The organism is Klebsiella sp. TF21-TM, assembly GCF_019753495.1.
GTDB classification, from domain to species: Bacteria; Pseudomonadota; Gammaproteobacteria; order Enterobacterales; family Enterobacteriaceae; genus Klebsiella; species Klebsiella quasipneumoniae.
Map to the genome: position 1 here is coordinate 43,602 of NZ_JAIJYL010000018.1, position 26,008 is coordinate 69,609.

At 58.0% G+C, this 26,008-nt stretch carries 21 protein-coding genes; 10 read left to right on the plus strand and 11 right to left on the minus strand.

Annotation, left to right across the window (positions count from 1 at the left end):
• Positions 1–53 precede the first annotated feature (53 nt).
• Positions 54–1,262 (plus strand): aldose 1-epimerase family protein, encoded by a 1,209-nt coding sequence (locus K5R89_RS17345; protein ID WP_023291750.1) that lies wholly within the window; start codon positions 54–56, stop codon positions 1,260–1,262.
• Between the two features lie 42 nt (positions 1,263–1,304).
• On the opposite strand, the gene K5R89_RS17350 is transcribed toward K5R89_RS17345, so the two are convergent.
• Both K5R89_RS17350 and mpl read right to left on the minus strand, forming a co-directional pair.
• Entirely contained in the window at positions 1,305–1,832 is a 528-nt protein-coding gene (locus K5R89_RS17350; RefSeq protein WP_217259425.1) for a GNAT family N-acetyltransferase, read from the minus strand.
• A gap of 66 nt (positions 1,833–1,898) precedes the next feature.
• Entirely contained in the window at positions 1,899–3,272 is a 1,374-nt protein-coding gene (gene mpl, locus K5R89_RS17355) for a UDP-N-acetylmuramate:L-alanyl-gamma-D-glutamyl-meso-diaminopimelate ligase (protein ID WP_044525197.1), read from the minus strand.
• 175 nt (positions 3,273–3,447) lie between these two features.
• Between mpl and fbp the strand changes: the two genes are divergently transcribed.
• On the plus strand, positions 3,448–4,446 hold the full coding sequence (gene fbp / locus K5R89_RS17360) for a class 1 fructose-bisphosphatase (protein ID WP_004206493.1): 999 nt from the start codon (positions 3,448–3,450) through the stop codon (positions 4,444–4,446).
• Positions 4,447–4,490: 44 nt separating this feature from the next.
• Here fbp and yjfF read toward each other — a convergent pair whose 3' ends face one another.
• From yjfF to ytfQ, 4 genes are all read right to left on the minus strand, one after another.
• Positions 4,491–5,489: a galactofuranose ABC transporter, permease protein YjfF gene (gene yjfF / locus K5R89_RS17365; RefSeq protein ID WP_002886825.1), complete on the minus strand. Its 999-nt coding sequence runs from the start codon at positions 5,487–5,489 to the stop codon at positions 4,491–4,493.
• Positions 5,476–6,501, minus strand: a complete 1,026-nt coding sequence (gene ytfT / locus K5R89_RS17370) for a galactofuranose ABC transporter, ATP-binding protein YtfT (RefSeq protein WP_023291747.1) — start codon at positions 6,499–6,501, stop codon at positions 5,476–5,478. The genes yjfF and ytfT overlap by 14 nt, the downstream gene beginning before the upstream one ends.
• 10 nt (positions 6,502–6,511) lie before the next feature.
• Positions 6,512–8,014 carry a galactofuranose ABC transporter, ATP-binding protein YtfR gene (gene ytfR / locus K5R89_RS17375; RefSeq protein WP_032736727.1) on the minus strand — a complete coding sequence of 501 codons (1,503 nt, stop codon included), beginning with the start codon at positions 8,012–8,014 and terminating at the stop codon, positions 6,512–6,514.
• A 123-nt stretch (positions 8,015–8,137) separates the two neighbouring features.
• Complete coding sequence (gene ytfQ, locus K5R89_RS17380; RefSeq protein ID WP_002886769.1) at positions 8,138–9,094, minus strand: galactofuranose ABC transporter, galactofuranose-binding protein YtfQ; 957 nt, start codon at positions 9,092–9,094, stop codon at positions 8,138–8,140.
• Between the two features lie 403 nt (positions 9,095–9,497).
• Between ytfQ and ppa the strand changes: the two genes are divergently transcribed.
• Positions 9,498–10,028, plus strand: coding sequence for an inorganic diphosphatase (gene ppa / locus K5R89_RS17385; RefSeq protein WP_002886766.1), 531 nt, complete (start codon positions 9,498–9,500; stop codon positions 10,026–10,028).
• Positions 10,029–10,102: 74 nt separating this feature from the next.
• Positions 10,103–11,290: a hypothetical protein gene (locus K5R89_RS17390; RefSeq protein WP_217259424.1), complete on the plus strand. Its 1,188-nt coding sequence runs from the start codon at positions 10,103–10,105 to the stop codon at positions 11,288–11,290.
• A 144-nt stretch (positions 11,291–11,434) separates the two neighbouring features.
• On the opposite strand, the gene K5R89_RS17395 is transcribed toward K5R89_RS17390, so the two are convergent.
• Genes K5R89_RS17395 through tamA form a run of 3 tightly spaced genes read right to left on the minus strand, consistent with a single transcriptional unit; the run spans position 11,435 to position 17,288 of the window.
• Positions 11,435–11,779 (minus strand): gamma-glutamylcyclotransferase, encoded by a 345-nt coding sequence (locus K5R89_RS17395; protein ID WP_002886724.1) that lies wholly within the window; start codon positions 11,777–11,779, stop codon positions 11,435–11,437.
• A 2-nt stretch (positions 11,780–11,781) separates the two neighbouring features.
• Complete coding sequence (gene tamB / locus K5R89_RS17400) at positions 11,782–15,558, minus strand: translocation/assembly module TamB domain-containing protein (RefSeq protein WP_217259423.1); 3,777 nt, start codon at positions 15,556–15,558, stop codon at positions 11,782–11,784.
• Positions 15,555–17,288, minus strand: a complete 1,734-nt coding sequence (gene tamA, locus K5R89_RS17405) for an autotransporter assembly complex family protein (RefSeq protein WP_217259422.1) — start codon at positions 17,286–17,288, stop codon at positions 15,555–15,557. Before tamA ends, tamB begins: the two co-directional genes overlap by 4 nt.
• A gap of 209 nt (positions 17,289–17,497) precedes the next feature.
• On the opposite strand from tamA, the gene msrA reads away from it, so the two are divergent.
• The 5 genes from msrA (at position 17,498) to araC (ending at position 24,018) form a co-directional block, all read left to right on the plus strand.
• Complete coding sequence (gene msrA, locus K5R89_RS17410) at positions 17,498–18,136, plus strand: peptide-methionine (S)-S-oxide reductase MsrA (protein ID WP_002886721.1); 639 nt, start codon at positions 17,498–17,500, stop codon at positions 18,134–18,136.
• A gap of 180 nt (positions 18,137–18,316) precedes the next feature.
• Positions 18,317–19,654, plus strand: coding sequence for a hemolysin family protein (locus tag K5R89_RS17415; RefSeq protein ID WP_023291742.1), 1,338 nt, complete (start codon positions 18,317–18,319; stop codon positions 19,652–19,654).
• A gap of 200 nt (positions 19,655–19,854) precedes the next feature.
• Complete coding sequence (locus K5R89_RS17420) at positions 19,855–21,087, plus strand: oligosaccharide MFS transporter (protein WP_032454642.1); 1,233 nt, start codon at positions 19,855–19,857, stop codon at positions 21,085–21,087.
• Between the two features lie 18 nt (positions 21,088–21,105).
• Positions 21,106–23,115, plus strand: a complete 2,010-nt coding sequence (locus tag K5R89_RS17425; protein WP_217259421.1) for a beta-galactosidase — start codon at positions 21,106–21,108, stop codon at positions 23,113–23,115.
• Between the two features lie 30 nt (positions 23,116–23,145).
• Positions 23,146–24,018 (plus strand): arabinose operon transcriptional regulator AraC, encoded by an 873-nt coding sequence (araC, locus tag K5R89_RS17430; protein ID WP_023291739.1) that lies wholly within the window; start codon positions 23,146–23,148, stop codon positions 24,016–24,018.
• A gap of 61 nt (positions 24,019–24,079) precedes the next feature.
• Here the strand turns inward: araC and K5R89_RS17435 are convergent, their stop codons facing one another.
• Positions 24,080–24,286 (minus strand): DUF1107 domain-containing protein, encoded by a 207-nt coding sequence (locus K5R89_RS17435; RefSeq protein ID WP_002886707.1) that lies wholly within the window; start codon positions 24,284–24,286, stop codon positions 24,080–24,082.
• A gap of 323 nt (positions 24,287–24,609) precedes the next feature.
• On the opposite strand from K5R89_RS17435, the gene K5R89_RS17440 reads away from it, so the two are divergent.
• Positions 24,610–25,167, plus strand: a complete 558-nt coding sequence (locus K5R89_RS17440; RefSeq protein WP_023291738.1) for a YtfJ family protein — start codon at positions 24,610–24,612, stop codon at positions 25,165–25,167.
• On the opposite strand, the gene cysQ is transcribed toward K5R89_RS17440, so the two are convergent.
• Complete coding sequence (cysQ, locus tag K5R89_RS17445; protein WP_217259420.1) at positions 25,157–25,900, minus strand: 3'(2'),5'-bisphosphate nucleotidase CysQ; 744 nt, start codon at positions 25,898–25,900, stop codon at positions 25,157–25,159. The genes K5R89_RS17440 and cysQ overlap by 11 nt on opposite strands.
• Positions 25,901–26,008 lie beyond the last annotated feature (108 nt).

Consider the following 26,008-nt stretch of genomic DNA (forward strand, 5'->3'; position numbering starts at 1 on the left):
CGGTAGATTTCACACGTCAATGACACAATCGATTCAGCAAAAAGGGAATAAAAATGAAAAAGACACTGGTTCTGACGGCTATCGCTCTGCTGGTTTCTGGCTCCGCCGCGGCAAAAACATGGGTGCTGACGAATGCTGAAGAGGGCATGGATAAGGGAAACTGGCAGATCGGCAGCGATCAGCTGAAGGTGAAAGACCATGCGTTCAGCATTGAGCAGAAAGTCCTGCACGGCGGCAAGCAGGAAGGCAGCAAAATCCTCACCATTCGCAGTAAAGACGGCCTGACCATCACCCTCAGCCCGACGCGCGGCATGAACTTGCTGCGAGTGGAAGGCTTCGGCAGCCGGATGGGTTGGGATTCGCCGGTCAAAGAGGTTGTTAACCCGGCCTTTATCAACCTGGAGAGTCGCAACGGGCTCGGCTGGCTGGAAGGGTTCAACGAAATGATGGTCCGCTGCGGCTACGAGTGGACCGGCCATCCGGTGACTGCGGACGGGCAAATTTATACCCTGCACGGCAAGGCAGGCAACACGCCGGCCTCTCTGGTGGAGGTAGAGGTGGCCGACAGCGCGCCGTATGAAATTCGCGTCCGCGGGCTGGTGAAAGAGAGCACCTTCAAAAAAGCCGATCTGCAAACCATGACTGAGCTGCGCTATATCCCGGGCAGCAACAGCTTCAGCCTGCACGATGTCTTAACCAATCACGCCGACTATCCGCATGATTACCAGATCATCTACCACAGCAACTTCGGCACCCCGATCCTGGAAGAAGGCGCGCGTTTCCTCGCCCCGATGTCCAGCATCAGCCCGTTCAATGATTACGCTAAGAGCGGATTAAAAACCTGGCAAACCTATCAGGGGCCGACCAAAGACTTTGACGAGATGGTGTTTAATATTCAGCCGCTGGCCGATGAAAATCACCAGACGCTGGCCGCCGTGGTCAACAAAGCGGGCGATAAAGGAGCCTCCATTCAGTTCGACACCCGCCAGCTGCCGGTCCTGACGCTGTGGAAAAACACCGACACCGTCAAACAGGGCTATGTCACCGGTATCGAGCCGGGGACCAGCTACGCCTATCCGGTGACCATTGAACGCGAGCAAAAACGCGTAAAACAGCTGCAGCCGGGCGCCAGCGCGCAGTTTGATCTGACCTACACCCTGCTGCATGACAGTGCCCAGGTGGCCGCCGTCGAGCAGAAAATCGCGCAGATTCAGGGCGACAATAAAGTGGCGGAGAACGACACGCCGATCGCCAAAGAGTAAACATACCCCAGCCGAACGCCCGGAGCGGTACGCCGCGCCGGGCTACGCCCACCCCATCACCTCGCGCCCGAGATCCCGGGCAAACTGCTGATACTGTCGCTCATCGATCGGCTGCGGGTAGCTCAGCACCAGCAGTTCATGATCCGCGATGCCCTGATGATAGGTCGGATGACGATGCGCCCAGGGGTTAGCGTGGAATCCCATCGACTGATAAAAGCGCAGCCGTTTATGGGCGATCTCGCTGCTCAGCGGATCGATTTCCAGAATGCTCAGCGGCGCGCGCGTCAGGATCTGCGCCAGCAGCTGTTTACCATAGCCGCGGGAGCGCAGCGTATCGTCGATCGCCAAATGTTCGACATAACAGTAGCCGGCAAACTGCCAGCAGCCGCTGAGGCCGATAAATACGTCCTCATCGAACCACGCCTCCAGCGCGTAGTGCGCGTTGCTCAGTGCCTGACGCTTGGCCTCGCTTTCGCGCTGCTCGTGCCAAGGAAAGGCGCGCGCGTAGAGCGCGTCCAGCATGGCGAAATGGGGCGAGTCGGTAGAAAGTACGCTTTCGCGGGTAAGCATCACACCATCCCTGTAGGTAAAAACAAAACTGCCCTCACGCGGAGGGCAGTGACCGGAGGCGGGACGTTACTCTGTCGCGGCCGCTTTTTGCGCCAGTTTATCCAGCAGCTTTTGATGAATGCCGCCGAAGCCGCCGTTGCTCATCACCAGGATATGGTCGCCAGGATGGGCGGTTTTGACCACCATCTCCGCCAGGGTATCGACGTCGGCGCTCCAGTGAGCCGGCTGGACGCAGGCTTCCGCCACTTCCGCCACCTGCCACGGGATATGCTGCGGCTGCAGGAGGAACACCTCATCGGCGCGGCCAAGAGACGGCGCCAGATCGTCCTTGCAGACGCCCATTTTCATGGTGTTAGAGCGCGGCTCCAGCACGGCGAGAATGCGCGCGGTGCCGCCCACTTTGCCGCGCAGCGCCTGCAGCGTAGCGAGAATGGCCGTCGGATGATGAGCGAAATCGTCATACACGGTGACGCCGTTGGCTTCGCCGCGCAGCTCCAGGCGACGGCGGGCGTTGATAAAGCTGCCCAGCGCGTTCGCGGCATCCGCCGGCAGTACCCCGACGTGACGCGCCGCGGCAATGGCCATCAGGCCGTTATGCATATTATGCTCGCCGACCAGCGCCCATTTCACCTCGCCGACCTTTTCACCGTCGAACAGCACTTCCCACTGCGAGGCGTCAGCGTTCAGCTTCCTCGCCTGCCAGTGGCCCTGCTCGCCCACCAGCTCCTGCTCGCTCCAGCAACCCATCGCCATCACCTGCTTCAGGTTGATGTCGTTCTCCGGCAGGATAATTTTGCCTTTGCCCGGCACGATGCGCACCAGATGGTGGAACTGCTTCTGAATCGCCTTCAGGTCGTCAAAGATATCCGCGTGGTCGAACTCAAGGTTGTTGAGGATCAGCGTCCGCGGGCAGTAGTGAACAAATTTGGAGCGCTTGTCGAAGAAGGCGCAGTCGTATTCATCCGCTTCAATGACGAAGAAAGGGCTGTCGCCCAGGCGCGCAGAGACGTCAAAATTGCCCGGCACGCCGCCGATCACGAAGCCCGGCTGGTAACCGCAGGCTTCAAGGATCCAGGTCGCCATGCCGGCGGTGGTGGTTTTGCCGTGGGTCCCGGCGACGGCCAGCACCCAGCGATCGCGCAGCACGAAGTCGTGCAGCCACTGTGGACCGGACATATAGGGAATATTGTTTTCCAGCACCGCTTCAACGCACGGGTTGCCGCGAGTCATGGCGTTACCGATGATCACCAGATCCGGCCGGGGCTCCAGCTGGCTGGGGTCATAGCCCTGAATTAAATCAATCCCCTGGTTTTCCAGCAGGGTGCTCATCGGCGGATAGACGTTAGCATCCGACCCCGTTACCTCATGACCGAGGGAGCGCGCCAGCATGGCCAGGCCCCCCATAAACGTGCCACAGATTCCTAAAATATGAATGCGCATTCGTCATTTCCTTCTCTTATCCGGGGCACATTTTACCCATATCCCGGGCCCTGGCGAAATGCATTTCAGGCGAATCTGTATTTTGCTGGCGCGATTCACTAGTGCGCACTTTTTTGATTCTTTGTTAAGATTGTTGCGTTCGTTTTACTCAACATAAAAATGCAGGGAACGAGTTATGAAAACGTTAGGTGAGTTTATTGTTGAAAAGCAGCACGAGTTCTCCCACGCCACCGGTGAGCTGACTGCTTTGTTGTCAGCAATAAAGTTGGGCGCCAAGATCATCCACCGCGATATCAACAAGGCCGGTCTGGTCGATATCCTGGGTGCCAGCGGTGCTGAAAACGTTCAGGGCGAGGTGCAGCAAAAACTCGATCTGTTCGCGAATGAAAAATTAAAAGCCGCACTGCGAGCACGCGATATTGTTGCCGGGATCGCCTCTGAAGAAGAAGATGAGATTGTCGTCTTCGAAGGGTGTGAACACGCCAAATACGTGGTGCTGATGGACCCTCTGGATGGCTCCTCTAACATCGACGTTAACGTCTCTGTTGGTACGATCTTCTCTATCTACCGCCGCGTGACGCCTGTTGGCACGCCGGTGACAGAAGAAGATTTCCTGCAGCCGGGCAACAAACAGGTGGCAGCGGGCTATGTGGTCTATGGCTCTTCGACGATGCTGGTGTATACCACCGGCTGCGGCGTCCACGCCTTCACCTACGACCCGTCCCTCGGCGTCTTCTGCCTGTGCCAGGAGCGCATGCGCTTCCCGGAGAAGGGCAATACCTACTCCATTAACGAAGGCAACTACATCAAATTCCCGCAGGGCGTGAAGAAGTACATTAAGTACTGCCAGGAAGAGGACAAAGCGACGCAGCGTCCTTATACCTCACGCTATATCGGCTCGCTGGTGGCGGACTTCCACCGCAACCTGCTGAAAGGCGGCATCTACCTCTATCCAAGCACCGCCAGCCACCCGGACGGCAAGCTGCGCCTGCTGTATGAATGCAACCCGATGGCCTTCCTCGCCGAACAGGCGGGCGGTAAGGCCAGCGATGGTAAAGAGCGTATTCTGGATATTGTTCCGGAAAGCCTGCACCAGCGCCGCTCCTTCTTCGTCGGCAACAACCACATGGTGGAAGACGTCGAGAACTTTATTAAGTCGTTCCCGGACGCCTAAGCGCCCTGCCCGCTCCTCCCGCGCCTGCGGGAGGAGCCTCTCTTTTAGCGACTCCCCGCCCCGCTCACCCGCGTGACCGCCGCATTCTGCCGGTTTTCCCACAGCACGGTCAGCCCACGCTGCAGCGCGATAAAGATAAACAGCAAAATGCCGATGGCGATTTTGGTCCACCATGAGCTGAGGGTGCCGTCGAAGTTGATGTAGGTCTGAATCAGCCCCTGGATCGCCACCCCGAACAGGGTTCCCAGCACAGTGCCGACGCCGCCGCTGAGCAGCGTGCCGCCGATCACCACCGAGGCAATGGCGTCCAGCTCCACGCCGACGCCCGCCAGCGCATAGCCCGCCTGGGTATAAATGGAAAAGACGATCCCGGCCAGCGTCGCCAGCCCGGTGGAGAGCATATAGATACGGATCGTGGCGCTGCGGGTGGAAATCCCCATTAAATTCGCCGACGTCGCGTTGCCGCCAATGGCATACACCTGGTTGCCGAAGCGGGTGCGGTGGGCGACAAAAATACCGGCCACCACCACCAGCAGCATCAGCAGCCCCATGGCGCTGAGGCGTCCGCCGCCGGGAATGGTCCATGCCAGCCCGGACAGGGTGTCGTACACCGGGTGGTTAATCGGAATCGACTCCTCTGACACCAGATAGCTCACGCCGCGCAGGAAGAACATGCCGGCGAGGGTGATGATAAAGGCCGGGATCTTCAGGGCGTCAATCAGCAGCCCCATAAACGCGCCGAAGGCGCAGCCCATCACCAGCACCAGCGGAAACGCCACCAGCGGTGATATTCCCCAAAAGCCAATCGCTTTGGCGAGAAAGACGCCGGTAAAGGCGATCACCGACCCGACAGACAGATCGATCCCGCCGGAGAGGATCACGAAGGTCATGCCCACGGCGATGATCCCGAGGAAGGCGTTATCCGTCAGGATATTGCAGATCACGCGCGTCGAGGCAAAGCCGGGGAATTGCGTCAGGCAGTAGAGATAGCCCAGCACAAACACCGCGAGGGTGATCATCAACGGTAAATTACGTTTTATCATGGCCGCGTACCCCTTTCAGTAAACCGATAAAGCGCGGCGACTGGACAATCAGTACGCACAGCACCACCACCGCTTTCACCACCTGGTTGAGCTCCGGCGGGAAGCCGGAGAGCAAAATCCCGGTGTTCATTCCCTGGATAATCAGCGCCCCCACCACCGACAGCAGCAGGTTGAAGCGCCCGCCCATCAGCGAAGCGCCGCCGATGACCACCGCCAGAATGGCGTCCAGCTCAAGCCATAGCCCGGCGTTATTGGCATCCGCGCCGCGAATGTCCGCCGCCACGATGATCCCGGCGATCGCCGCGCAGACGCCGCTCAGGACATAGGCCAGCATCACCACGATGCGGGTATTGACGCCGGCGTTTTTCGCCGCGCGGATATTGATCCCTACCGCTTCGATAAACATGCCCAGCGCCGTTTTGCGGGTAAACAGCCAGAACAGCAGCAGGGTCGCGGCGGCGATGATCACCGGCGTCGGAAACAGGAGGAACGATCCGCTGCCGAGCCACGCCAGCGCCGGGGAATCAAAGGTGACGATCTGCCCGGCGGTGATCAACTGCGCCACCCCGCGTCCGGCCACCATCAGGATCAGCGTCGCCACAAAGGGCTGGATCTTAAGGACCGCCACGAGAATGCCGTTCCACAGCCCGGCCAGCGCGCCCGCCGCCAGCGAGGCCAGCAGCACCACCGGCAGGCTGTGACCGGCGACGGTCATCGAGGCGGCCGTCGCGCCGGCTATCGCCATCACCGCCCCCACCGACAGGTCGATGCCGCCGGTGGCGATCACCAGCGTCATGCCGATGGCCAGCAGCGCCACCGGGGCGGCGCGGTTGAGAATATCGATTGGGCTGCCAAACAGGCGGCCATCCTGGAGCACCACCTGATAAAAATGGGGCGCCACCAGGCTGTCGACCAGCAGAACCAGCAGCAGGGCAATGATCTGCGGGGTGCCCTTCGGCCAGGTGAAGCGTCGCTTCTCCGGGCCGGTTTGCGAAAGAGATCGAGGCATCATGGGTTACTCCTTATGCCGCAATTGCGTTCATGATCGCCGGTACAGAGAGCTCGGCGAGCGGGATCTCGGCCACCTGCCGGCGATCGCGCATGATAATGACCCGATCGGCGTAACCCACCAGCTCCTCCAGTTCAGAGGAGATGACCAGCAGCGCCAGGCCATCGGCGCAGAGGGTTTCAATCAGGCGAATGATTTCCGCATGGGCGCCAACGTCGATGCCGCGGGTCGGCTCATCGAGGATCAGGAACTGCGGTTTGGTCAGCAGCCAGCGCGAAAGCAGCACCTTCTGCTGGTTGCCGCCGGAGAGAAACTCGATCGGCTGCTCCGCGCTGGGGGTGCGGATCCCCAGCTGGCGAATAAAGCGCTCGGCGATCTCGTTCTGTTCGCGCCGGGGTATCGGCCGCAGCCAGCCGCGCTGCGCCTGCAGAGCGAGGACGATATTTTCCCGCACCGAGGCGGCGGCGATAATGCCGTCGGTTTTGCGATCCTCCGGACAGAAGCCGATCCCGAGGCAGGAGGCCTGATGCGGAGAACGCAGGGTTTGCGGTTTGCCTTTGATCCACGCCTTCCCGCTGTCCGCCGTTTTAATACCGAAGATCACCTCGGCGGTTTCCGTGCGGCCGGAACCCAACAGGCCGGCGAGGCCAACGATTTCGCCCGGACGCACCTGCAGGTCGAACGGGGCGATGGTGCCTTTTTTACCGTAGCCTTCAAATGCCGCCACCGGCTTATCGCTCAGCAGGGTTCGGCCCGCCCGCTGCAGGGCGTTGTGGTCCAGTTCGCGGCCCAGCATCATTTTCACCAGCTCAATCTGCGGCAGTTCGCGGGTCTCGCGGCAGCCGACGAAGCTGCCGTTGCGCAGCACGGTAATGCGGTCGCTGACCGCATAGACCTGGTCGAGAAAATGGGTGACGAAGATCAGGCTGACGCCGTTATCCCTGAGCTGGCGCATCAGGGTAAACAGCATCTCCACCTCCTGGGTATCGAGGCTGGCGGTGGGCTCGTCGAGGATCAGCACCTTGGCCGACAGGTCGATGGCCCGGCAGATAGCGACGATCTGCTGCATCGCCACTGAAAAGCGGTTCAGCGGCTCGCGCACATCGAGGGAAAAGCCGTAGGAGGCCATCAGCGCCGTCGCCCTGGCCTCCATCTCTTTCCGCCGCAGCAGGCCAAACCGCCGCGGCTCACGGCCGATGAACAGGTTATCCGCCACCGACATATTGGGCAGCAGGTTCACTTCCTGGTAGACAGTGCCGATCCCCAGCTGCTGGGCATGGGCGGTATTTTTCGGGGAAATGGTCTGGCCTTCCAGCCAGATAGTGCCGCGATCGGCATGGTAAACGCCGGTAAGCGCTTTGATCAGCGTCGATTTCCCGGCGCCGTTTTCGCCCAACAGGGCCATGATTTCGCCGCGCCGCAGGCTAAAGTTGACGTTATCCAGCGCCTTAACGCCGGGGAAGAATTTACTGAGTCCTTCGGTGCGAAGGATCTCCTGGTGTGCCTCGGCGCTCATAATCGATATCACCTTCAAATGATGTCAGGTTGCCCCGGTTCGCGCTGTGCTTGCCGGGGTTGCTGGAACGCTGCCTGTTACCCTCTCCGGCTGAGGAGAGGGTCGGGATGAGGGGCTATTCACTCAGTAGCCCATATTTTTCTTCTTCTCTAACTCTTCTTTCGCCGTATCCGGCAGATACAGCGTCGATTTGGTAATGGTCAGCTTCTCCGGCAGGGTGCCGTCTTTTTTGTATTTCTCCAGCGCATCAAACGCCGGGCCGGCCATATTTGGCGTCAGCTCGACGCTGGCGTTGGCTTCGCCGGCGATCATCGCTTTATAGATATCCGGCACGCCGTCGATGGAGCCGGTCAGAATATCTTTGCCCGGCTTCAGGCCAGCTTCTTTAATGGCCTGGATGGCGCCGATGGCCATATCGTCGTTATGAGCGAATACCATGCAGATGTTTTTGCCGTTATTCTCAGCCTTGATAAAGCTCTCCATAACCTCTTTCCCTTTGCTGCGGGTGAAGTCGCCGGACTGAGAGCGGATGATTTTGATATTCGACGCTTTGGCGATGGCGTCAGCGAAGCCTTTCTTACGGTCGATGGCCACGCTGGCCCCGACGGTGCCCTGCAGTTCCACGACGTTACACGGCTTACCGTCGACAGTTTTCACCAGCCAGTCGCCAATCAGCTGACCTTCCAGTACGTTGTTGGCGGTCACGGTGGTCATGTAGAGATCTTTATCTTTCACATCAATAGAACGGTCGAGGAGGAAGACCGGGATTTTGGCCTCTTTCGCCTCTTTCAGTACCGGCTCCCAGCCTGTAGCCACTACCGGTGCAATGAAGATCGCGTCTACCCCCTGGGCGATAAAGGAGCGCACCGCTTTGATCTGGTTTTCCTGTTTTTGCTGACCATCGGCGATCTTCAGCGTGATACCGCGCTTGGCGGCTTCCTCTTTCGCGACGCTGGTTTCTGCCGCACGCCAGCCGGATTCAGAACCGACCTGCGAAAAACCTACGGTTAGCGGGGCAGCTATCGCCATAGACGACATAGCTGCGGAAACTGCTGTGACAAGAAGTAAGCGCTTCCACATAAGGGTATCCTCGTAGGGTTATTGTTGGTTAAAGTCTCACCTGCGGACAAACTATAGACAATCGGTGATGTAACTGAATGCGTTACATCACACTTCAAAAAAGTAAATGAGATGTTAATGACGGCCCCGTTGCCCAGCGGAGAGCCGATAAGGCTTCGCAGGGAGCGCGGCTGTTGCGGTTTATGACGTTTTTTTAAGCGGTTTGATAAATCAATCACATGCAATGAAAACGGTTACATAAATTTATTCATGATGTGGCTATGTTTATGGATTTTCATGCCATTATTGCGCGCAAAATTCAGAGCACTCCACGGCGAGATCGGGAAAAAGAAGCGAAGACATTCGATGTGAGTTGGCTATAATACCGAGCACTTGTTTGCCATACATTTTAAAGGAAACAGACATGAGCTTACTCAACGTACCTGCGGGCAAAGATCTGCCGGAAGACATCTACGTCGTGATCGAGATCCCGGCGAACGCAGATCCCATCAAATACGAAGTCGACAAAGAGAGCGGTGCACTGTTCGTTGACCGTTTCATGTCCACTGCGATGTTCTATCCGTGCAACTACGGCTACATCAACCACACCCTGTCCCTGGACGGCGACCCGGTTGACGTGCTGGTCCCGACCCCGTACCCGCTGCAGCCGGGCTCCGTGATCCGCTGCCGTCCGGTTGGCGTTCTGAAGATGACCGACGAATCCGGTGAAGATGCGAAACTGGTTGCGGTACCGCACACCAAGCTGAGCAAAGAATACGATCACATCAACGATGTGAACGACCTGCCGGAACTGCTGAAAGCCCAGATCACTCACTTCTTTGAGCACTACAAAGATCTGGAAAAAGGCAAGTGGGTTAAAGTCGACGGTTGGGACAACGCAGAAGCGGCGAAAGCTGAAATCGTTGCCTCTTTCGAGCGCGCTAAGCAGAAGTAATTCTGTCTCAGGCAGGGTCATACCCTGCCTGATTGCGGCACGGATAGCCGCGATAACACCATGGAGGGTGTCCCGTGAAAAGCGTTCGCTATTTCACTCTTAACTTTTCTGGCTTCACAACCGCCGCCTCTGAAAAACAGGGGTATCTGCGCCTTATCGCCGGCGACCATGTCTTTTATACCGATAAACGCTACTTTAACGACCCCTCGCTTTTTGACCGCCTGAAGACCCATCAGCCTCTGTATCTCGGCGCCCGCCGCCTGGACAACGGCAGTTACTGGATCCACTGGCTCAGCGATGGCGAAACGCTCCTTGAGCCCAGTCAACGCGTCAAGCGCTGGGCCCGGCCGCTGCTGATTATCAGCCTGCTGACCCTCATCGTCTCCCTTATTCCGCTCCTGGTGAGCGCCTCAGAATGGGCAAAGTTCGGCTGCGGCATTATCGCGGTACTGGCCTTCATCGCGCTGTTAACCGGGCTCTGCGAGCGGCTGTTCCACCCGGCGCTAAAACGGCACCCCGCGATGCGCGATCTGCTGGCGAAGATGGCGCAGGCCCGCCGCCGCGACTTTTCTTTTTGCCAGCCCCTACCCGCAACGCCGCGGGCCGTCCGCCGGTCGGTGATGCCTTTTACGCATGCCCTGCCGGAACGCTATGCGGTTAAAACCGACATCATCACCGATACCCACTTTAAGAAGTGGTATGCGGGCAATCCTACGCGGGAATATCACGGCCTCGGGATACAATGCGGTTCCCTGCCGCTGGCCTTCTGGTGGCAGGCTGGCTGCGCTAATTTCGCGCTGCATCCTGTTCTCTATCGTCGTCAGCCACCGTTTCTTGCCACTGGCGATCGTATCGTCGCCGTATACGAGCGCGACAGCCGGGCGATCCATGCGCTATACAATGCCAGCGACGGCGCGGCTTATGTAAAAAACCATCCGCTCTATCCTGGACGCAGACAGCTGTCGCTGCTTTATTACCTGTTTTACGGCCTAGCGCTGGTGATGTATCTGCTATTTCTCGGGGTAGAAATCATCAGCGCCCTTCAGTCAGGCCGACGCGTCTGGTGGCAGGTTCAGGATTCACTGGACATGCTGTCCTTATTGTTACTCTGCTTTGGCGGGATACTGGCGGTACTGGAGCTGATTGGCCCAACGGCCTGGTTATTGTCACACCGGGTGGCTGACTGGCTGAAGCTGCGATCGGCGATGCGGCGTTACCTGCGGGAGGCAGCCCCCCAAACCACGCCCGAGGAGGTCATGTAATGTTCAGCACCCCAACACGACGATTATTATTCCTCGCGCTGACGACGCTGGCTTCCACGATGTGGCTGGCGAGAGATTATCTGCCGCTCTGGTAAGAGGCGGGCGCAGAAAAAACAACGCCACCCGAAGGTGGCGCTGTCGTGGTTAATACTGGTCGCGATCCAACCAGTTGCCGTTCGCTATCAACGTACAACCCTCAACGGAACGTTGATAGACATACATCCATGCGCTGCCGTAAGGCGTCTGAATCAGGTGGCGCGCATACTCGCCCCCCTTGGTGCGGAGCGCATCCAGTTCGGCCAGCGTCGATGCATCAATACGATAAACTTCACCATGTACTGTGCCTTCGCCGGGCACCGCGCCTGGATAGTGGCCCAGGCTGTACAGCTGATAATCGTCGACACTATGAGCGCCCAGCCACTGGGCGTTGGTCATCCAGTGGCTGTTGCCTTGTTTGCGTCGTAAACTGCCGTAAACAAATATTCGCATTGCTAAAACTCAAACTGATAGAGCAAATCGAGCGCCTGGTCGATGCCAGACACCGCTTCCACATATAGCTTAGGCATCAGGCGATAACGTAAAGTCAGCGTCGCCAGGGAATCGAAGATACCGACCCCGTATTTTACCTGCAGACCCGGCAGTACATAGCCGCTGACCACCACCTGGGAAGAGTCGCCTACCCCTTCGGTGTCCAACGCCAAATTGCTTACGCCAAACGTCTCGCCGATTTTACCCACAACCTGACCACTTTGTGCAACCCCCATACCAATAAGCATTGAGGTCATCGCGGCGCTATCGCTCTGTCCGCTGCTCAAACCCTGGCCGCGCAGCAGATAAGACAGCGCTTCCTGCTGGGACATAACCGGGTCGGAGAAGATCTCCGCTTTCGGCTGATCGGCGGAGCCGGTGACGCGAACGCCGGCGATCACGTCGTCTTCGGTGGCATCCGGGTTACGAATCGCTTCGATATTCAGCAACGGCTGATCCGGCGGACCGGAGAACAGCAGCTCCCCTTTGCGCACAATCAAATCCTGGCCATAGGCGTGGAAGCGGCCGTCCGGAATATTGATCTGCCCGTTGAGTCCCAGCCCCTGCTTGTCCTGCGCCACTTTCAGATCGCCGGTCAGACGCGCTTTCAGACCGAAGGCTTCCAGACGAACGTTGTTGCCGACGTGGATCGTCAGGTTGCTGTTGATCGGGATCCCGGCGCTCTGCTGCTTAATCGGCTTGAGGTTTTTGTCGAGCATCACTTCGTCCGACGACACGCCGACCGCGCTCTCCGGCACCTCGTTGACCACGATCCGCGCCCAGGGCACATCCACCTTGCCATCGAGGTTGAACAGGCTTGGCGTGGCGGTAAACACCACGTCCGGCGATACATCGAGACGGACCATCGGCGGCACGGTGATCCGCACCCGGCTGCCCTTCGCCGCAATCTGCGCCCGCCAGTTATCGATCTGCGTCCAGTCGGCGTTCCCGCTAAGGGCGATTTGCCCCTGACGGGTGTTCACCGTCCCCTGCAGGGTCGAGCGCGTACCGTTGAAGTTCATCGCCAGCTGGCTCGGCTGCATATCAAACGGCATAAAGTTGCCGTCGATATCCACCCCGCTTAGCTGCATCTGGCCGAACAGCTGTGGACTTTTCACGTTGCCGCCCAGGCGCAGACGGGCATTGAGCCGTCCCTCCGCCTTTTCACCGCGGGCGAAAATCGGGTTGATCATCGCCAGCGAGAAGTTGCTGATATTGACGTTGCCGCCGAGGTTACGCCGCCCCTGCGGGTCGGTGACCTGCACCTGCCCATCCAGCTGGCCATTGTTGGTCAGGCGGATAAGCCAGCCCAGCTCCGCGCGATTGTTGTGCAGATCGGCGCTGAGGTTCAGCGTATCGAACGCCACCGGCAGCGGGGCGTCATTGACCACCTGGGTCACTTTGACGTTGCGCCCGCTGAGGGTCACTTTGCCCTGCGGCAGCCCCTCTTTGGTGGTGTCCCAGCTGACATCGGCATTACCGGTAAACACGCCGCTGGCCTGGGTCGCCTCCGGCATAAACGGCTTAAGCATCGCCAGGTCGAAGCGGTTGAGATTCACCCGCGCCCGCCCGCTGGCGCCCGCGTCAATGGTCTCAGGCACGCAGAGCTCGGCGTTCGGGTTGGTCCAGCAGTGTGGCCCGATGCTGATTTTCTGCTCCTGGTTACGGTAGTCCAGCGCAATACTGCGCGTCAGCGCTACCGGCCCCACCGGCGTCTGGAAGCGGGTATCGCTTAGCGCGCCTCTCCAGCGCTCGGCCTGACGATCGAAGCTGCCCGCCAGCGCCAGCTGGCCGGAAACCGGATCGCCCTGCACCCGCAGCCGCAGCTCATGCTGCTTCTCAGTGCCTTTGGCATTGAGCTGCACCAGGCTGATATTCACCCCCGGCTGGCTGATGCGATCCACCCGCACGTCCAGGTTGCCGCCAATCTGATCGGTGGATTTCACATCCCCTTTGACGTTGACCTGGGCGATGCTCAGCTCCTGCCAGCGCAGCGCCCGGGCGGTGATGTCCGCCAGCAGCTGCGGCGCATCGACAGTGCCGCGCACTTTCACCAGCCCCTTCGCCGTCCCGCCGAGCCCCGGCAGCGCATTATCCAGGTGCGGCGCATCGATGGTGGCGTCGAGATTCAGATCCTTCACCCCCAGCTCGCCTTTGATATCGGCGCTGTTCGGGCCTAACGCCAGATGCAGCCCCGGGATCTTCCACTGCAGATAGCTGTTGCCCTGCAGCGAGCCGGAGACATCCACCTTGTTCTGTTTCACGTTGCCGGTAATTTTCAGCTCCGGCACCGACATCTGCCAGCTGCCGCCGTACAGGCTGCCCTGGGTCTTGATCCTGCCGTTGAGCTTCGACGGCCAGTCCGGCGCCTCTTTGGCGGTGTTGATGCCGTCGAGGGTCAGCTCGCCGCGCCAGCTGATCGCCTGCTGCCAGTCGAGGAGCGCCTTCAGCTCGGTTTTCCCTTCCAGGGCATTGACCGTCAGCTTGTCGAGATTGATCTGCCGCTCATTGCCTTTGGCGTTGAGGGCGATTTTCGCCGGCGGCAGCGACTGGCCTTTCACCGCGGTGGAGAAGGCCAGCGCGTAGTCGGTCATTTTGCCGCTGAACTTCAGCTGGACGTCGTCGGCCTGGAACTGCTTCTCGCCGCTGAACGGCCAGGCGAGCTGCTTGCTCTTCAGCTCCATATTGAGCGGCAGCCCGGCCTCCGCCAGCTGCGCGTCCGCCCGCAGCGTGGCCGCTACCGGCCCGCTTAAGTCCACCCCGACCTTAAGCGTTTTACGTATCTCGCCGCCCACCTTCAGCTGCACTTTCTCCCCTTTCATCGGGTCGACGTTCAGCGTTCCGGCGAGGGTGATGTCTACCGGCCAGTTATCCTGCAGCTGGGCGCTGCCCGAGGCGGTGACTTTGCCCTGATCGGAGTCGATATCGAGGGCGTCGAGCTTCATCTGCCCGTCGATACTGCTGACTTTCAGCAGCAGGTTGTACACGGTGATATCGGTATCGCCGGTGAGGCGCAGCTGCTCGCCGCGGAACGCCTCAATATTGAGGTTCAACGGCAGATGGACGTCGGTCATCGCCGGCAGCACCGGCTGCGAGAAGAGGTCGGTCATCGTCTCGCCGAGCGGTTTTTCCTGCGGCTGCGGGTTGTCGATTTTCGGTTCAACCACCTGCTCCTGCGCCACTTTCGCCACCTTCGGCAGGGCAATCAGCAGCCCTTGCAGCGAGGTCGGCGTCAGGGTCAGGTTTTTCTCCTGCCAGTTCAGGCCGGTGGAAAAATCGCGCACAGAGACCGCGGTATCGTCGATTTTGACGTTGACGTTATGCAGCGCGACGCGGCTGAGGGCGATCGGATAAGGGGTGGAGAGATTCAGCGGCCCGCTGTCCTCTTCCTCGACCGGCGCAGAGGGCGGCATCTTCTTCGTATCGACGGCGACGTAAATATCACGCAGCGAGATGTCGTTTACGCACAGACTGCTGTCCCACAGGCAGCGCAACCTGACGCTGAGATGAAACTGGCCGGCGGTGACCGCCACGCCGGGCTGCTCATAGCGGACATTATCGAGGGTTAAATCACGCCAGCCGCCGGTCACTTTGCCGATTTCCAGCCCCGGTACCCAGCGATCCGCCGCTTTGAACACCAGATGCAAGCCGGTGGTAGTGCCCACCAGGAACCCGACGGTGCCCAGCAGGAGGACCAACACGATTAAGACGCCGAGGCTTATCTTCTTCCATAAACTCATAATTCAGGCCCCAGACCGATGTAAAACTGTAAACCATGCTCTTCTTTGTCGCCGATTGGCCGGGCGATATCCAGCTTGATCGGCCCCACCGGCGACTGCCAGCGCACGCCCACCCCGGCGCCGGTTTTAAAATCACTTTCGCGAATATCGCTGACCGCTTCGCCGCTATCGACAAACACGGCGCCCCACCATTTGCCGCTGACGTTGTACTGATATTCCAGCGAGCCGGTGGCCAGCTTCGAGGCCCCGATCAGCTTGCCGTCATCGTCCTTCGGCGAGATGGATTTGTATTTATAGCCGCGAATACTGCGATCGCCCCCGGCGAAAAAGCGCAGGTCCGGCGGCACCTTGTCAAAGTTGTCCGCTTCGATCCAGCCCAGGTTGCCGCGCACCACAAAGCGGTGGCGGTCATAGAGGGTACGGATCCAGACGTCCTGGGCCTGCATCACGATGAAGTTGATGTCCGAGCCCCACATGGTGTTGGAGTAGTCCACCGAGTAGCGCTGGGAATCGCCCCAGGTGGGCATCAGGCCGCCGCGGGAGCGAGTGCGGTTCACCGAGACCCCGGGGTAAATCAGCATGGTGGTGTTGGTGACGTTCGCCTGGGTAAAGTGGTCCAGGCTCCAGCGCAGGTTGATCGCCCGCTGCCAGCCGCTCGACATCTCCCAGAAACGCGACAACCCAAGGGTGGTGGAGTCAGCCTGGGTGTCATTGAGATCGGTACGCTTAAAGCCGCCCTGCATCAGATAGTACTGCTCGAGCGGGCTCTTGAGCAGCGGGACTTTATAGGTGAAGTCGAACTGCTGCTCCGGGGCGGAGAGGCTGACGCTGGAGGTCAGGCTGTGGCCATAGGAGTTCATCCACGGTTTTTTCCACGTGGCTTTTACCCGCGGACCGACGTCTGTGGAGTACCCTACCCCGGTTTCCACGGTGTTCTCTTTGCGTGGCGAGACAACGCCCTGCAGAGGCAGCACCTTGGTTTTCCGTGACTTAGCAAAATCAGGCGCCACCACCACCGAACTGAACCACCCGGTCGCCGCCAGGCGGCGGTTTAGCTCGGCCAGGTCCTGAGAGGTGTAGTAGTCGCCCTCTTTAAACGGTACGAGGTTTTGCAGGTATTCATCACGAATTTGCGATCCGGAGAAGGTGACGTGGCCAAAGCGATAGCGTTCGCCGCTGTCGTAATCGATATCCCAGAACGCCTGATGGCGATCGAGGGAGACCCCCAGCTGGCTTTTATTGAACTCGCTGTCAAAGTAGCCTTTGCGCAGGGCGACGCGGGTCAGGGAGCTCTTGAAACCGTCGTAATCGCCGTGGTTGAGCACCGTCCCGATGGCCGGGCGGGTTTTCAACAGCGCCAGATAGTCGCTGTCGGTGCGGGCGCCGCCGCGCAGAATCACCTCGGTGCCGCCAATGTGCACCGGCTCACCCGGGGTCACTTTGGCGATCAGCACCTGACGGCCCCTTTTCGGCGGCGGACGAAGATCAAATTCAATCGTCGGCTCGTAATACCCCAGCGCTTTCAGACCTTCGCGAATGGCGTCATCGACGCGCGCGCGAAAGCGACGATCCGGCGTGACCTCATCACTCTGGATGGTGGAAAGCTGGGCGCGAACGTTTTTCTCCAGCTCCCCGGATAATCCTTCAACCTGCAAACGCACATTCGCTGCGCTGGCGATCCCGCTGACCAGCAAAAGGCTGGTGACACATAACTGGCGGATTTTTAGCACATTTTCTCCTGAATATCCCTGTTTCCCCCTACAGGAAACACTGGCGCCGCTCCACGGCTTAACAAAACCCTAACAACGTAGGGTTGAAAAAGTGGCAATAACCCAAATAATTCTTATGTATTAATCTAGACGTATTACGCGTATTTATTGTGTTAAAAGACACGCTTCGTTACAACCTTAACGACGATTTCTGTATTGAGAGGCCCACCGTGAGTCTATTTGATAAAACGCATCTTGTCGCCCAGGCGGATGCGCTGCCTGGACGCAATACCCCGATGCCAGTGGCGACGCTCCACGCAGTTAACGGCCACTCGATGACCAACGTCCCGGCGGGGATGGAAGTCGCGCTGTTCGCCATGGGCTGCTTCTGGGGAGTTGAACGTCTGTTCTGGCAATTGCCGGGGGTTTACAGCACCGCCGCCGGCTACACTGGCGGCTATACGCCCAATCCGACCTATCGCGAAGTGTGCAGCGGCCAGACCGGTCACGCGGAAGCGGTGCGCGTGGTCTACGATCCGCAGGTCATCAGCTATGAGCAGTTATTGCAGGTGTTCTGGGAAAATCACGACCCGGCGCAGGGAATGAGACAGGGTAACGACCACGGCACCCAGTACCGCTCGGCGATTTACCCGTTGACGCCGGAACAGACGGAAGCGGCAAAGGCCAGCCTCGCGCGCTTCCAGGCAGCGATGAACGACGCGCACGATACCCGGCACATCACCACCGAGATCGCCACCGCCAAACCGTTCTACTATGCCGAGGACGATCACCAGCAGTATCTGTATAAGAACCCGCACGGCTATTGCGGCATCGGCGGCATTGGCGTCTGCCTGCCGCCTCAGGCGTAATTCTGATTTCCGCCTCAACAGCGAGGCGGTTAATGAACGCTCTGGCGGCTTTACATTCCCTTACGCTATACTACCCAGTGTGACAGCCGGTCCAGCGCCTTCGGACCGGTTTTTTATGTATTCCACATTTGAGTTATCAACTTCCCTTCCGAGGATCTGACCTCAACGGTCAGAAAAGATATGTTAAACAGTATTTTAGTAATACTCTGTCTGATAGCCGTCAGTGCCTTTTTTTCGATATCGGAAATCTCACTGGCCGCCTCACGTAAAATCAAACTGAAACTGCTGGCCGATGAAGGCAACGTCAACGCACAGCGGGTGCTGAAGATGCAGGAGAACCCGGGCACCTTCTTTACCGTTGTGCAGATTGGCCTTAACGCCGTCGCCATTCTGGGCGGTATCGTGGGCGACGCGGCCTTCTCCCCGGCGTTTTATAGCCTGCTCAGCGGGTATATGTCACCGGAGCTCTCCGAGCAGCTGAGCTTCATCATCTCTTTTACCCTGGTCACCAGCTTGTTCATCCTGTTTGCTGACCTGACTCCGAAACGCATCGGTATGATTGCGCCCGAAACCGTGGCCCTGCGCATCATCAACCCGATGCGCTTCTGCCTGTTAGTCTTCCGCCCGCTGGTGTGGTTGTTTAACGGCATGGCTAATATGATCTTCCGCATCTTCAAACTGCCGATGGTGCGGAAAGACGATATCACCTCCGACGATATCTATGCCGTGGTTGAGGCCGGCGCGCTGGCCGGGGTGCTGCGCAAGCAGGAGCATGAGCTGATTGAGAACGTGTTCGAGCTGGAGTCCCGCACCGTTCCTTCCTCCATGACCCCGCGTGAAAGCGTCATTTGGTTTGATTTGCATGAAGACGAGCAGAGCCTGAAGAATAAAGTGGCCGAGCATCCGCACTCGAAGTTCCTCGTCTGTAATGAAGATATCGACCATATTATCGGCTACGTCGATTCCAAAGATCTGCTGAACCGCGTGCTGGCGAACCAGAGCCTGGTGCTGACCGGCGGCGTGCAGATCCGCAACACGCTGATCGTCCCGGATACCCTGACCCTCTCCGAAGCGCTGGAAAGCTTCAAAACCGCCGGGGAAGACTTCGCGGTGATCATGAATGAATATGCGCTGGTGGTCGGGATCATCACCCTCAACGACGTGATGACGACTTTGATGGGCGACCTCGTCGGCCAGGGGCTGGAAGAGCAGATCGTCGCTCGCGATGAAAACTCGTGGCTGATCGATGGCGGTACGCCGATTGATGACGTGATGCGCGTGCTGGATATCGACGAGTTTCCGCAGTCCGGGAACTACGAGACCATCGGCGGCTTTATGATGTTTATGCTGCGTAAAATCCCCAAGCGCACCGACGCGGTGAAGTTCTCCGGCTATAAGTTCGAGGTCGTGGATATCGACAACTACCGTATCGACCAGCTGCTGGTGACCCGCATCGATAACAAGCCAACGGTGCTGGTGCCCAAGCAGTCGGAAGCGGCGGAAAGCCAGAACGCCTGAGCGTCATCTTTTCTCTCTCTTAAGGGCGGATGATCATCCGCCCTTTTTATTGCCCGAATGTGAAGCGGCTCACGCCCCTCTGCCGATAGCAGATTATTACTGCTCCATAGCGAAACGTTCATGACTCCCCCGTGCGCAAAAAGGTAACGTTGCTCGCGTCTACACGATCATATTCCTGAATAAAGGAAGCGAGGGTTACCATGATAACGTCGAATAAAAATTACTTTATCAGCTGTCTGTTTTTCCTGTTTTTCTTTATAGGCTGGGGATGCTGCTACCCCTATTTATCACTGTGGTTAACGGAAACCATCGGTATTAACTACACGGACGTCGGTCTGGTTTATTCTTTCACCGCCATTGTGGCCGTCTGCGTTCAGCCATTATTCGGTTTTATATCGGATAAGCTGGTGTATCGTAAGAATTTGATGTGGATGCTGGCGATCATTATCACCTTATTCGCCCCATACTGGATCTATGTCTTCGCGCCTCTGTTAAAAATAAATGTGTTCCTCGGCGCACTGGCTGGCGGCCTCTATATTGGCATGGCCTACGGCGCAGGCTGCGGGATTTGCGAAGCCTACATCGATAAGGTCAGCCGCGCCTCCGGCTTCGAATTTGGTCGGGCGAGGATGTTCGGCGGCATCGGCGCCGCGATCGGCACCTTTGCGGCAGGAAAGCTCTACGGCATCGATCAGAACATGATTTTCTGGCTGGCCAGCGCGGCAGGTGTCTGCCTGCTGGTGATTGTCTGGAAAATGCAGATCAGCACCCATCAGCAGCAGGGGCTACTGTCTGGCAAAACGTCTCCGGTCACCCTCCGCGATGCCGCCTCGCTGCTGAAAATTAAAAAATTCTGGTTCTTCGCGCTCTATGTGATTGGCGTGGGCGCGGTCTATGAAACCTATGACCAGCAGTTCGCTATCTACTACAGCCATTTTTTTGAGAGTAAAGCCCGGGGCGCAGAAGTCTTCGGTTATTTAACGACAGGACAGATTTTCCTTGATGCCGTCGTCATGTTCTTTGCGCCGTGGTTTGTGAATAAAATCGGCCCCAAAAATGCGCTGTTATACTGCGGGCTGATTATGAGCTTGCGCATTATCGGTTCCGCGTGGGCTATTGGCCCGATATCCATCAGCCTGATTAAACTTCTCCATGGATTTGAAAGCTCGGTGTTACTCGTCGCGGCGCTTAAATATATTACCGCTAACTTTAACCCCCTGCTTTCAGCGACGGTTTACTTAATTGGCTTTCAGTTTTCAAAAAGCTTTAGCTCTATTTTCCTCTCCACCGGCATCGGCCATATGTACCAGAGAATGGGCTTTACCAGCAGCTATATCGTGCTGGGAAGTATCGCCCTGTGCTTCACGCTCATTTCGTTTATCACGCTGGATAAAGCGCGCGTGTTCTCTTCACAACCTGTGCCCGCGAATTAATGTCAGGAGGTAGTCTGCATGTCTCAGTTATTTTATGGCGTGGCGTATTACGATGAATATATGCCGGAAGATCGGCTGGCCAAGGATATTGCCTTAATGCGCGAAACCGGCATTAACGTGGTGCGTATCGCCGAGTCCACATGGAGTACGCTGGAGCCCGAAGAGGGCCAGTACAATTTCTACCATATCGACCGGGTGCTGGCGGCGATGCATGAGGCCGGCATCGCGGTCATCGTCGGGACGCCGACCTACGCGGTCCCGGCCTGGCTGGCGGCGAAACATCCCGATATTCTGGTCACCACCGTCACAGGGCAGCAAAAGTATGGCCCACGGCAGATCATGGATATCGTCAACCCGACCTTTCGCCGCTATGCCGAAAAAATTATCCGCACGCTGATGGCGCATGTGCAGCACCATCCGGCAATTATCGGCTGGCAACTGGATAACGAAACCAAGCATTACGACAATATCGGCCGCTATATGCAGGAGGGCTTTGTGCGCAGCCTGCAGGAGAAATATCCTGACCTCCGGCAGCTAAATCACGATTTCGGTCTGGATTACTGGAGCAACCGCATTGACCGCTGGCAGGATTTTCCGCCGGTGGAAAATACCATCAACGCCAGCCTCGCCTGCGCCTTTTTCCGTTATCAGCGCCAGCAGGTCACCGAGTATCTGGCCTGGCAGGCGGAGATCGTGCGCGAGTACGCCCAGCCGCACCAGTTCGTCACCCACAACTTCGATTTTGAATGGCGCGGTTACTCTTACGGCGTGCAGCCCCGGGTCGACCATTTTGCGGCAGCGCAGGCACTGGATATCGCCGGTGTTGATATCTATCACCCGAGCCAGGCGCACCTGACCGGGCGGGAAATCGCCTTCGGCGGCGCCATCACCCGCTCGCTTAAGCCGGGCCAGAACTACTTCGTGCTGGAAACGCAGGCGCAGGGTTTCGCCCAGTGGACTCCCTTCCCGGGCCAGCTGCGCCTGCAGGCGTTCAGCCATATCGCCTCCGGCGCCGCCATGGTCTCCTACTGGCATTGGCATTCAATTCATAACGCCTTCGAAACCTACTGGAAGGGGCTGCTCAGCCACGACTTCTCGCGTAATCCGACCTGGCAGGAGGCCACCACTATCGGGGCTGACTTTGCCCGCCTGTCGCCGCAGCTGGCGGAGCTGAAGGCCGAAAACGACGTTGCGCTGCTGATAAGCAATGAGGCAATGGACGCCCTTAACCAGTTCCGCCCCGGCGACGCCGAGGGCAATATTTATAACGATATTTTCCGCCGCTTCCACGATGCGCTGTATGACCACAATATCAGCCTCGATATCATCCACGACGTCAACGAGGAGACGTCTCGCTACCGGGTGCTGATCGTTCCCGGCCTGTACGCTGCCGATGATGGCCTGCTGGCGCGTATCAACCACTATATCGCCGAGGGCGGCAGAGCGCTTATCGGCTTTAAATCGGGCTTTAGCGATGAAAACGTCAAAGTGCGCCGCAGCGCGCAGCCTGGGATCCTGCGGCAGAGCTGCGGCGTCAGCTACAGCCAGTTCACCCTGCCGGAAGGGACAACGGTAAGCTCATGCTGCGCGGATATTGATTGCCGCAACGACAATCAGGCGGAGCTGTGGATGGAGCTGCTGACGCCCGATGCCGGGACCCGCACTCTGCTGCGCTATCAGCATCCGGCATGGGGCGAGTACGCGGCCGCCACCGAAGCGGATTATGGCCGGGGACGAGCGATGTACGTTGGCTTCCTGCCGCAGAAGCGATTGATTAGCCAGCTGTTTGATGTACTCACTGCCGATCTCGCATTGCGCTCGCGCACTTCCGCCTATCGCTACCCATTAGTGGTCAAAAAGATGCGTAATCGCGCCGGGAAAACCATCCACTTCCTGTTCAATTACTCTGGCGAGACGCTCGATTTCGGTAGCGAAACGGCGGGGAACGACCTGCTGAGCGGGGAAACAGTGCGCTGCGGCCAGCCGTTGCGCCTCAGGGCATGGGAATTTACTATCATCGAAAGGTAATGACGCTGCGACGCTCAGGTGGGAGAGAGAATGGAACTTGATATCAATGAGCTACTCAATTTCTCGCCATTGATGAAAACCTTTACCTTCAATGCCTGGGTTGTCGCGGGCTTCACGCCGATAACCCGCGGCTCCAAACTGGACTACTACATTAATCGTCCGCAGGGGATGAAAGGTTACATCATCAATCTGACCCTGCGTGGCCAGGCGCGGGCGAAAGCGGGCGATGGCTTTCTTCTGTGTCGGGAAAACGATCTGCTGCTGTTTCCCCCCGGCGTGCCTCATCATTACGGCAGAGACGAACACAGCGAGTATTGGGACCATCTCTGGATCTACTTTATTCCCCGCCCCTACTGGATAGACTGGCTAAAATGGGACCAAACCACGCACGGCATCGGCAAAACGACCGTTGCTGACCCCGACCAGCTCCAGCACCTGCGCGATCTGTTCCATGAAGTGATACGCCACCACTCGGCCTCCGCGCCGCTGTCGGAAGCGCTGGCGATGAACGCCCTGGAAAGGTTGATCCTCCGCTGTTTTCAGCAACAGCCCATCAGCAACCGCCACGCCCACGATCCGCGAATTAACGCCGTCTGCGACTACCTTAACGCCCATATCGCGCAAGAGGTAAAAATCGAGACCCTGGCGGCGATGGTATTTATCTCTCCTTCACGTCTGGCGCACCTTTTCAAAAATGAGCTGGGGCAGACGGTTTACGCCTGGCGGGAAGCTCAGCGCATCAACCGCGCCAGGTGGCTCATTCAGAGCACCACACTCCCGCTTAACAAGATTGCCTTATCGGTGGGTTACAGCGATCCGGTCTATTTCACCCGCTTGTTCCGTAAACATAACGGCATTCCACCGGGGGAGTATCGCAAACGCTATGCGGAGATGAAGGGCTGAAAACATCAACGGCCCCCATCGGGAGCCGTCTTTTACCTACTACGTACTGCTACGTGTCAGGTTATGCCATCTCAGTTTGCAGACGCAACACCTGACGATTGACTTCGGACATCACTGACAGATGCAGCTTGTCCTTTACCTTCGGGATAAGGATTTTGCCCTTATCAAATTCAAATGCGCCAACGTCCTTGATGTACAACCGTCCACGAAACAGGATCTTCACGTACTTCGCCACTTGCAGCGGATTGTAGCGTTGGAAAATTTTCATTCTTCTCTCCTGCCAGGGTTACGCTCCTGTGGTGCCACAGTTAGCCCACGTATCGGGAGCGCAAATTTTAATGCCCTAAAACTATAGTCCAGAATCTCAGAGGGACCCAGTGTGTATAAGTTTATTTACCGTTTGATGACAATAATTCAGAATTTTCGTTTCGGACATACGATGAAGTAAGTATAAGTCGCCGTTTTTCGACTAATTTGTGCGTCAACACGCAAACTGGCATCCTCATTGCGGGTAATCGTCGCCAATCGCACTTATCATTAAACGAGACCAAGTGGTCGGATCACCTGCACAAAAATGATTAAGGATTCCGCATGACCCTACGTAGCATACTGGCCGCCTCGTTACTCCTCTTCCCGCTGCTGGCCTCAGCGCATAACTTTGTCGACGGCCAGCGCGTGGCGCCGGTCGGCGTCGCGGATCGGGGCGAACTTATTCTGGATAATGATAAGTTTAGCTATAAAAACTGGAATAGCTCGCAGCTGGTGGGAAAAGTGCGAGTCATCCAGCACATCGCTGGACGCTCGTCAGCAAAAGAGAAAAATGCCAACCTGATCGAGGCGATTAAAGCGGCGAGCTTCCCACACGATCGCTATCAGACCACCACCATTGTCAATACCGACGATGCCATCCCGGGCACCGGCATGTTCGTGCGCAACAGTATCGAGAGTAATAAACAGCTCTTCCCGTGGTCGCAATTTATCGTCGACAGCAACGGGCTGGTGCGGAAAGCCTGGCAGCTGGACGAGAAGAGCTCCGCGATTGTGGTGCTGGATAAGAGCGGGCGCGTACAGTGGGCCAAAGACGGCGCGCTCACCCAGCAGGAGGTGCAGCAGGTGATCGACCTGCTGCGTAAGCTGCTTAATAAATAGAGACCCGGAAGCCGGGGTTGAGGAAGGATTCACGCGGCGTGTAGTCGAGGGTTTTCCCCTGCCAGTCGTGAACATGCGCCCCGGCGGCGACCGCGACCGCATGGCCGGCGGCGGTGTCCCAGGTGCTGGTCGGCCCGAAGCGCGGATAGAGCTGGGCCTGACCTTCCGCCACCAGGCAGAACTTCAGCGAGGAGCCGATAGAGGTGGTCTGGTGCTCGCCCAGCTGCTCAAGGTACTCCTGCAGCTCCGGATCGTTGCCATGGGAGCGGCTGATCACCACCAGCGGCGGACGGGCATCGCGGACCTGGATCTGCTTGCGCACGCCGCACTCTTCTTTCCAGGCTTTGCCTTTTTCCGCGCTGTACATCACCTTCATCACCGGCGCGTAGACCACGCCCAGCGTCGGCTTGCCGTTTTCAATCAGCGCGATATTGACGGTGAACTCGCCGTTACGCTTAATAAATTCTTTGGTGCCGTCCAGCGGGTCGACCAGCCAGTAGCGCCGCCAGTGCTGACGCACTTCCCAGGCCGGCGGGTCCTCTTCCGACAAAACAGGAATGGTGGCATCCAGCGCCTGCAGGCCGCTGACAATGACTTTATGCGCCGCGATATCCGCCGCCGTGACCGGAGAATCATCTTTCTTGCTGGCGACGTTGATCGGTTGGTTTCCATCGTAAACTTCCATGATGGCATCGCCCGCGTTCCGTGCAAGCTGACATACTTGTTCTAACATTCTCCACCTCGTCTGGTTACAGTGGCGTTAACTCGTTGTTTTATTTATATCGCATCACCGCAAGTTCCGCTATCTGTGATAACGATGGCGGTTTCGCTGCCCACTTTT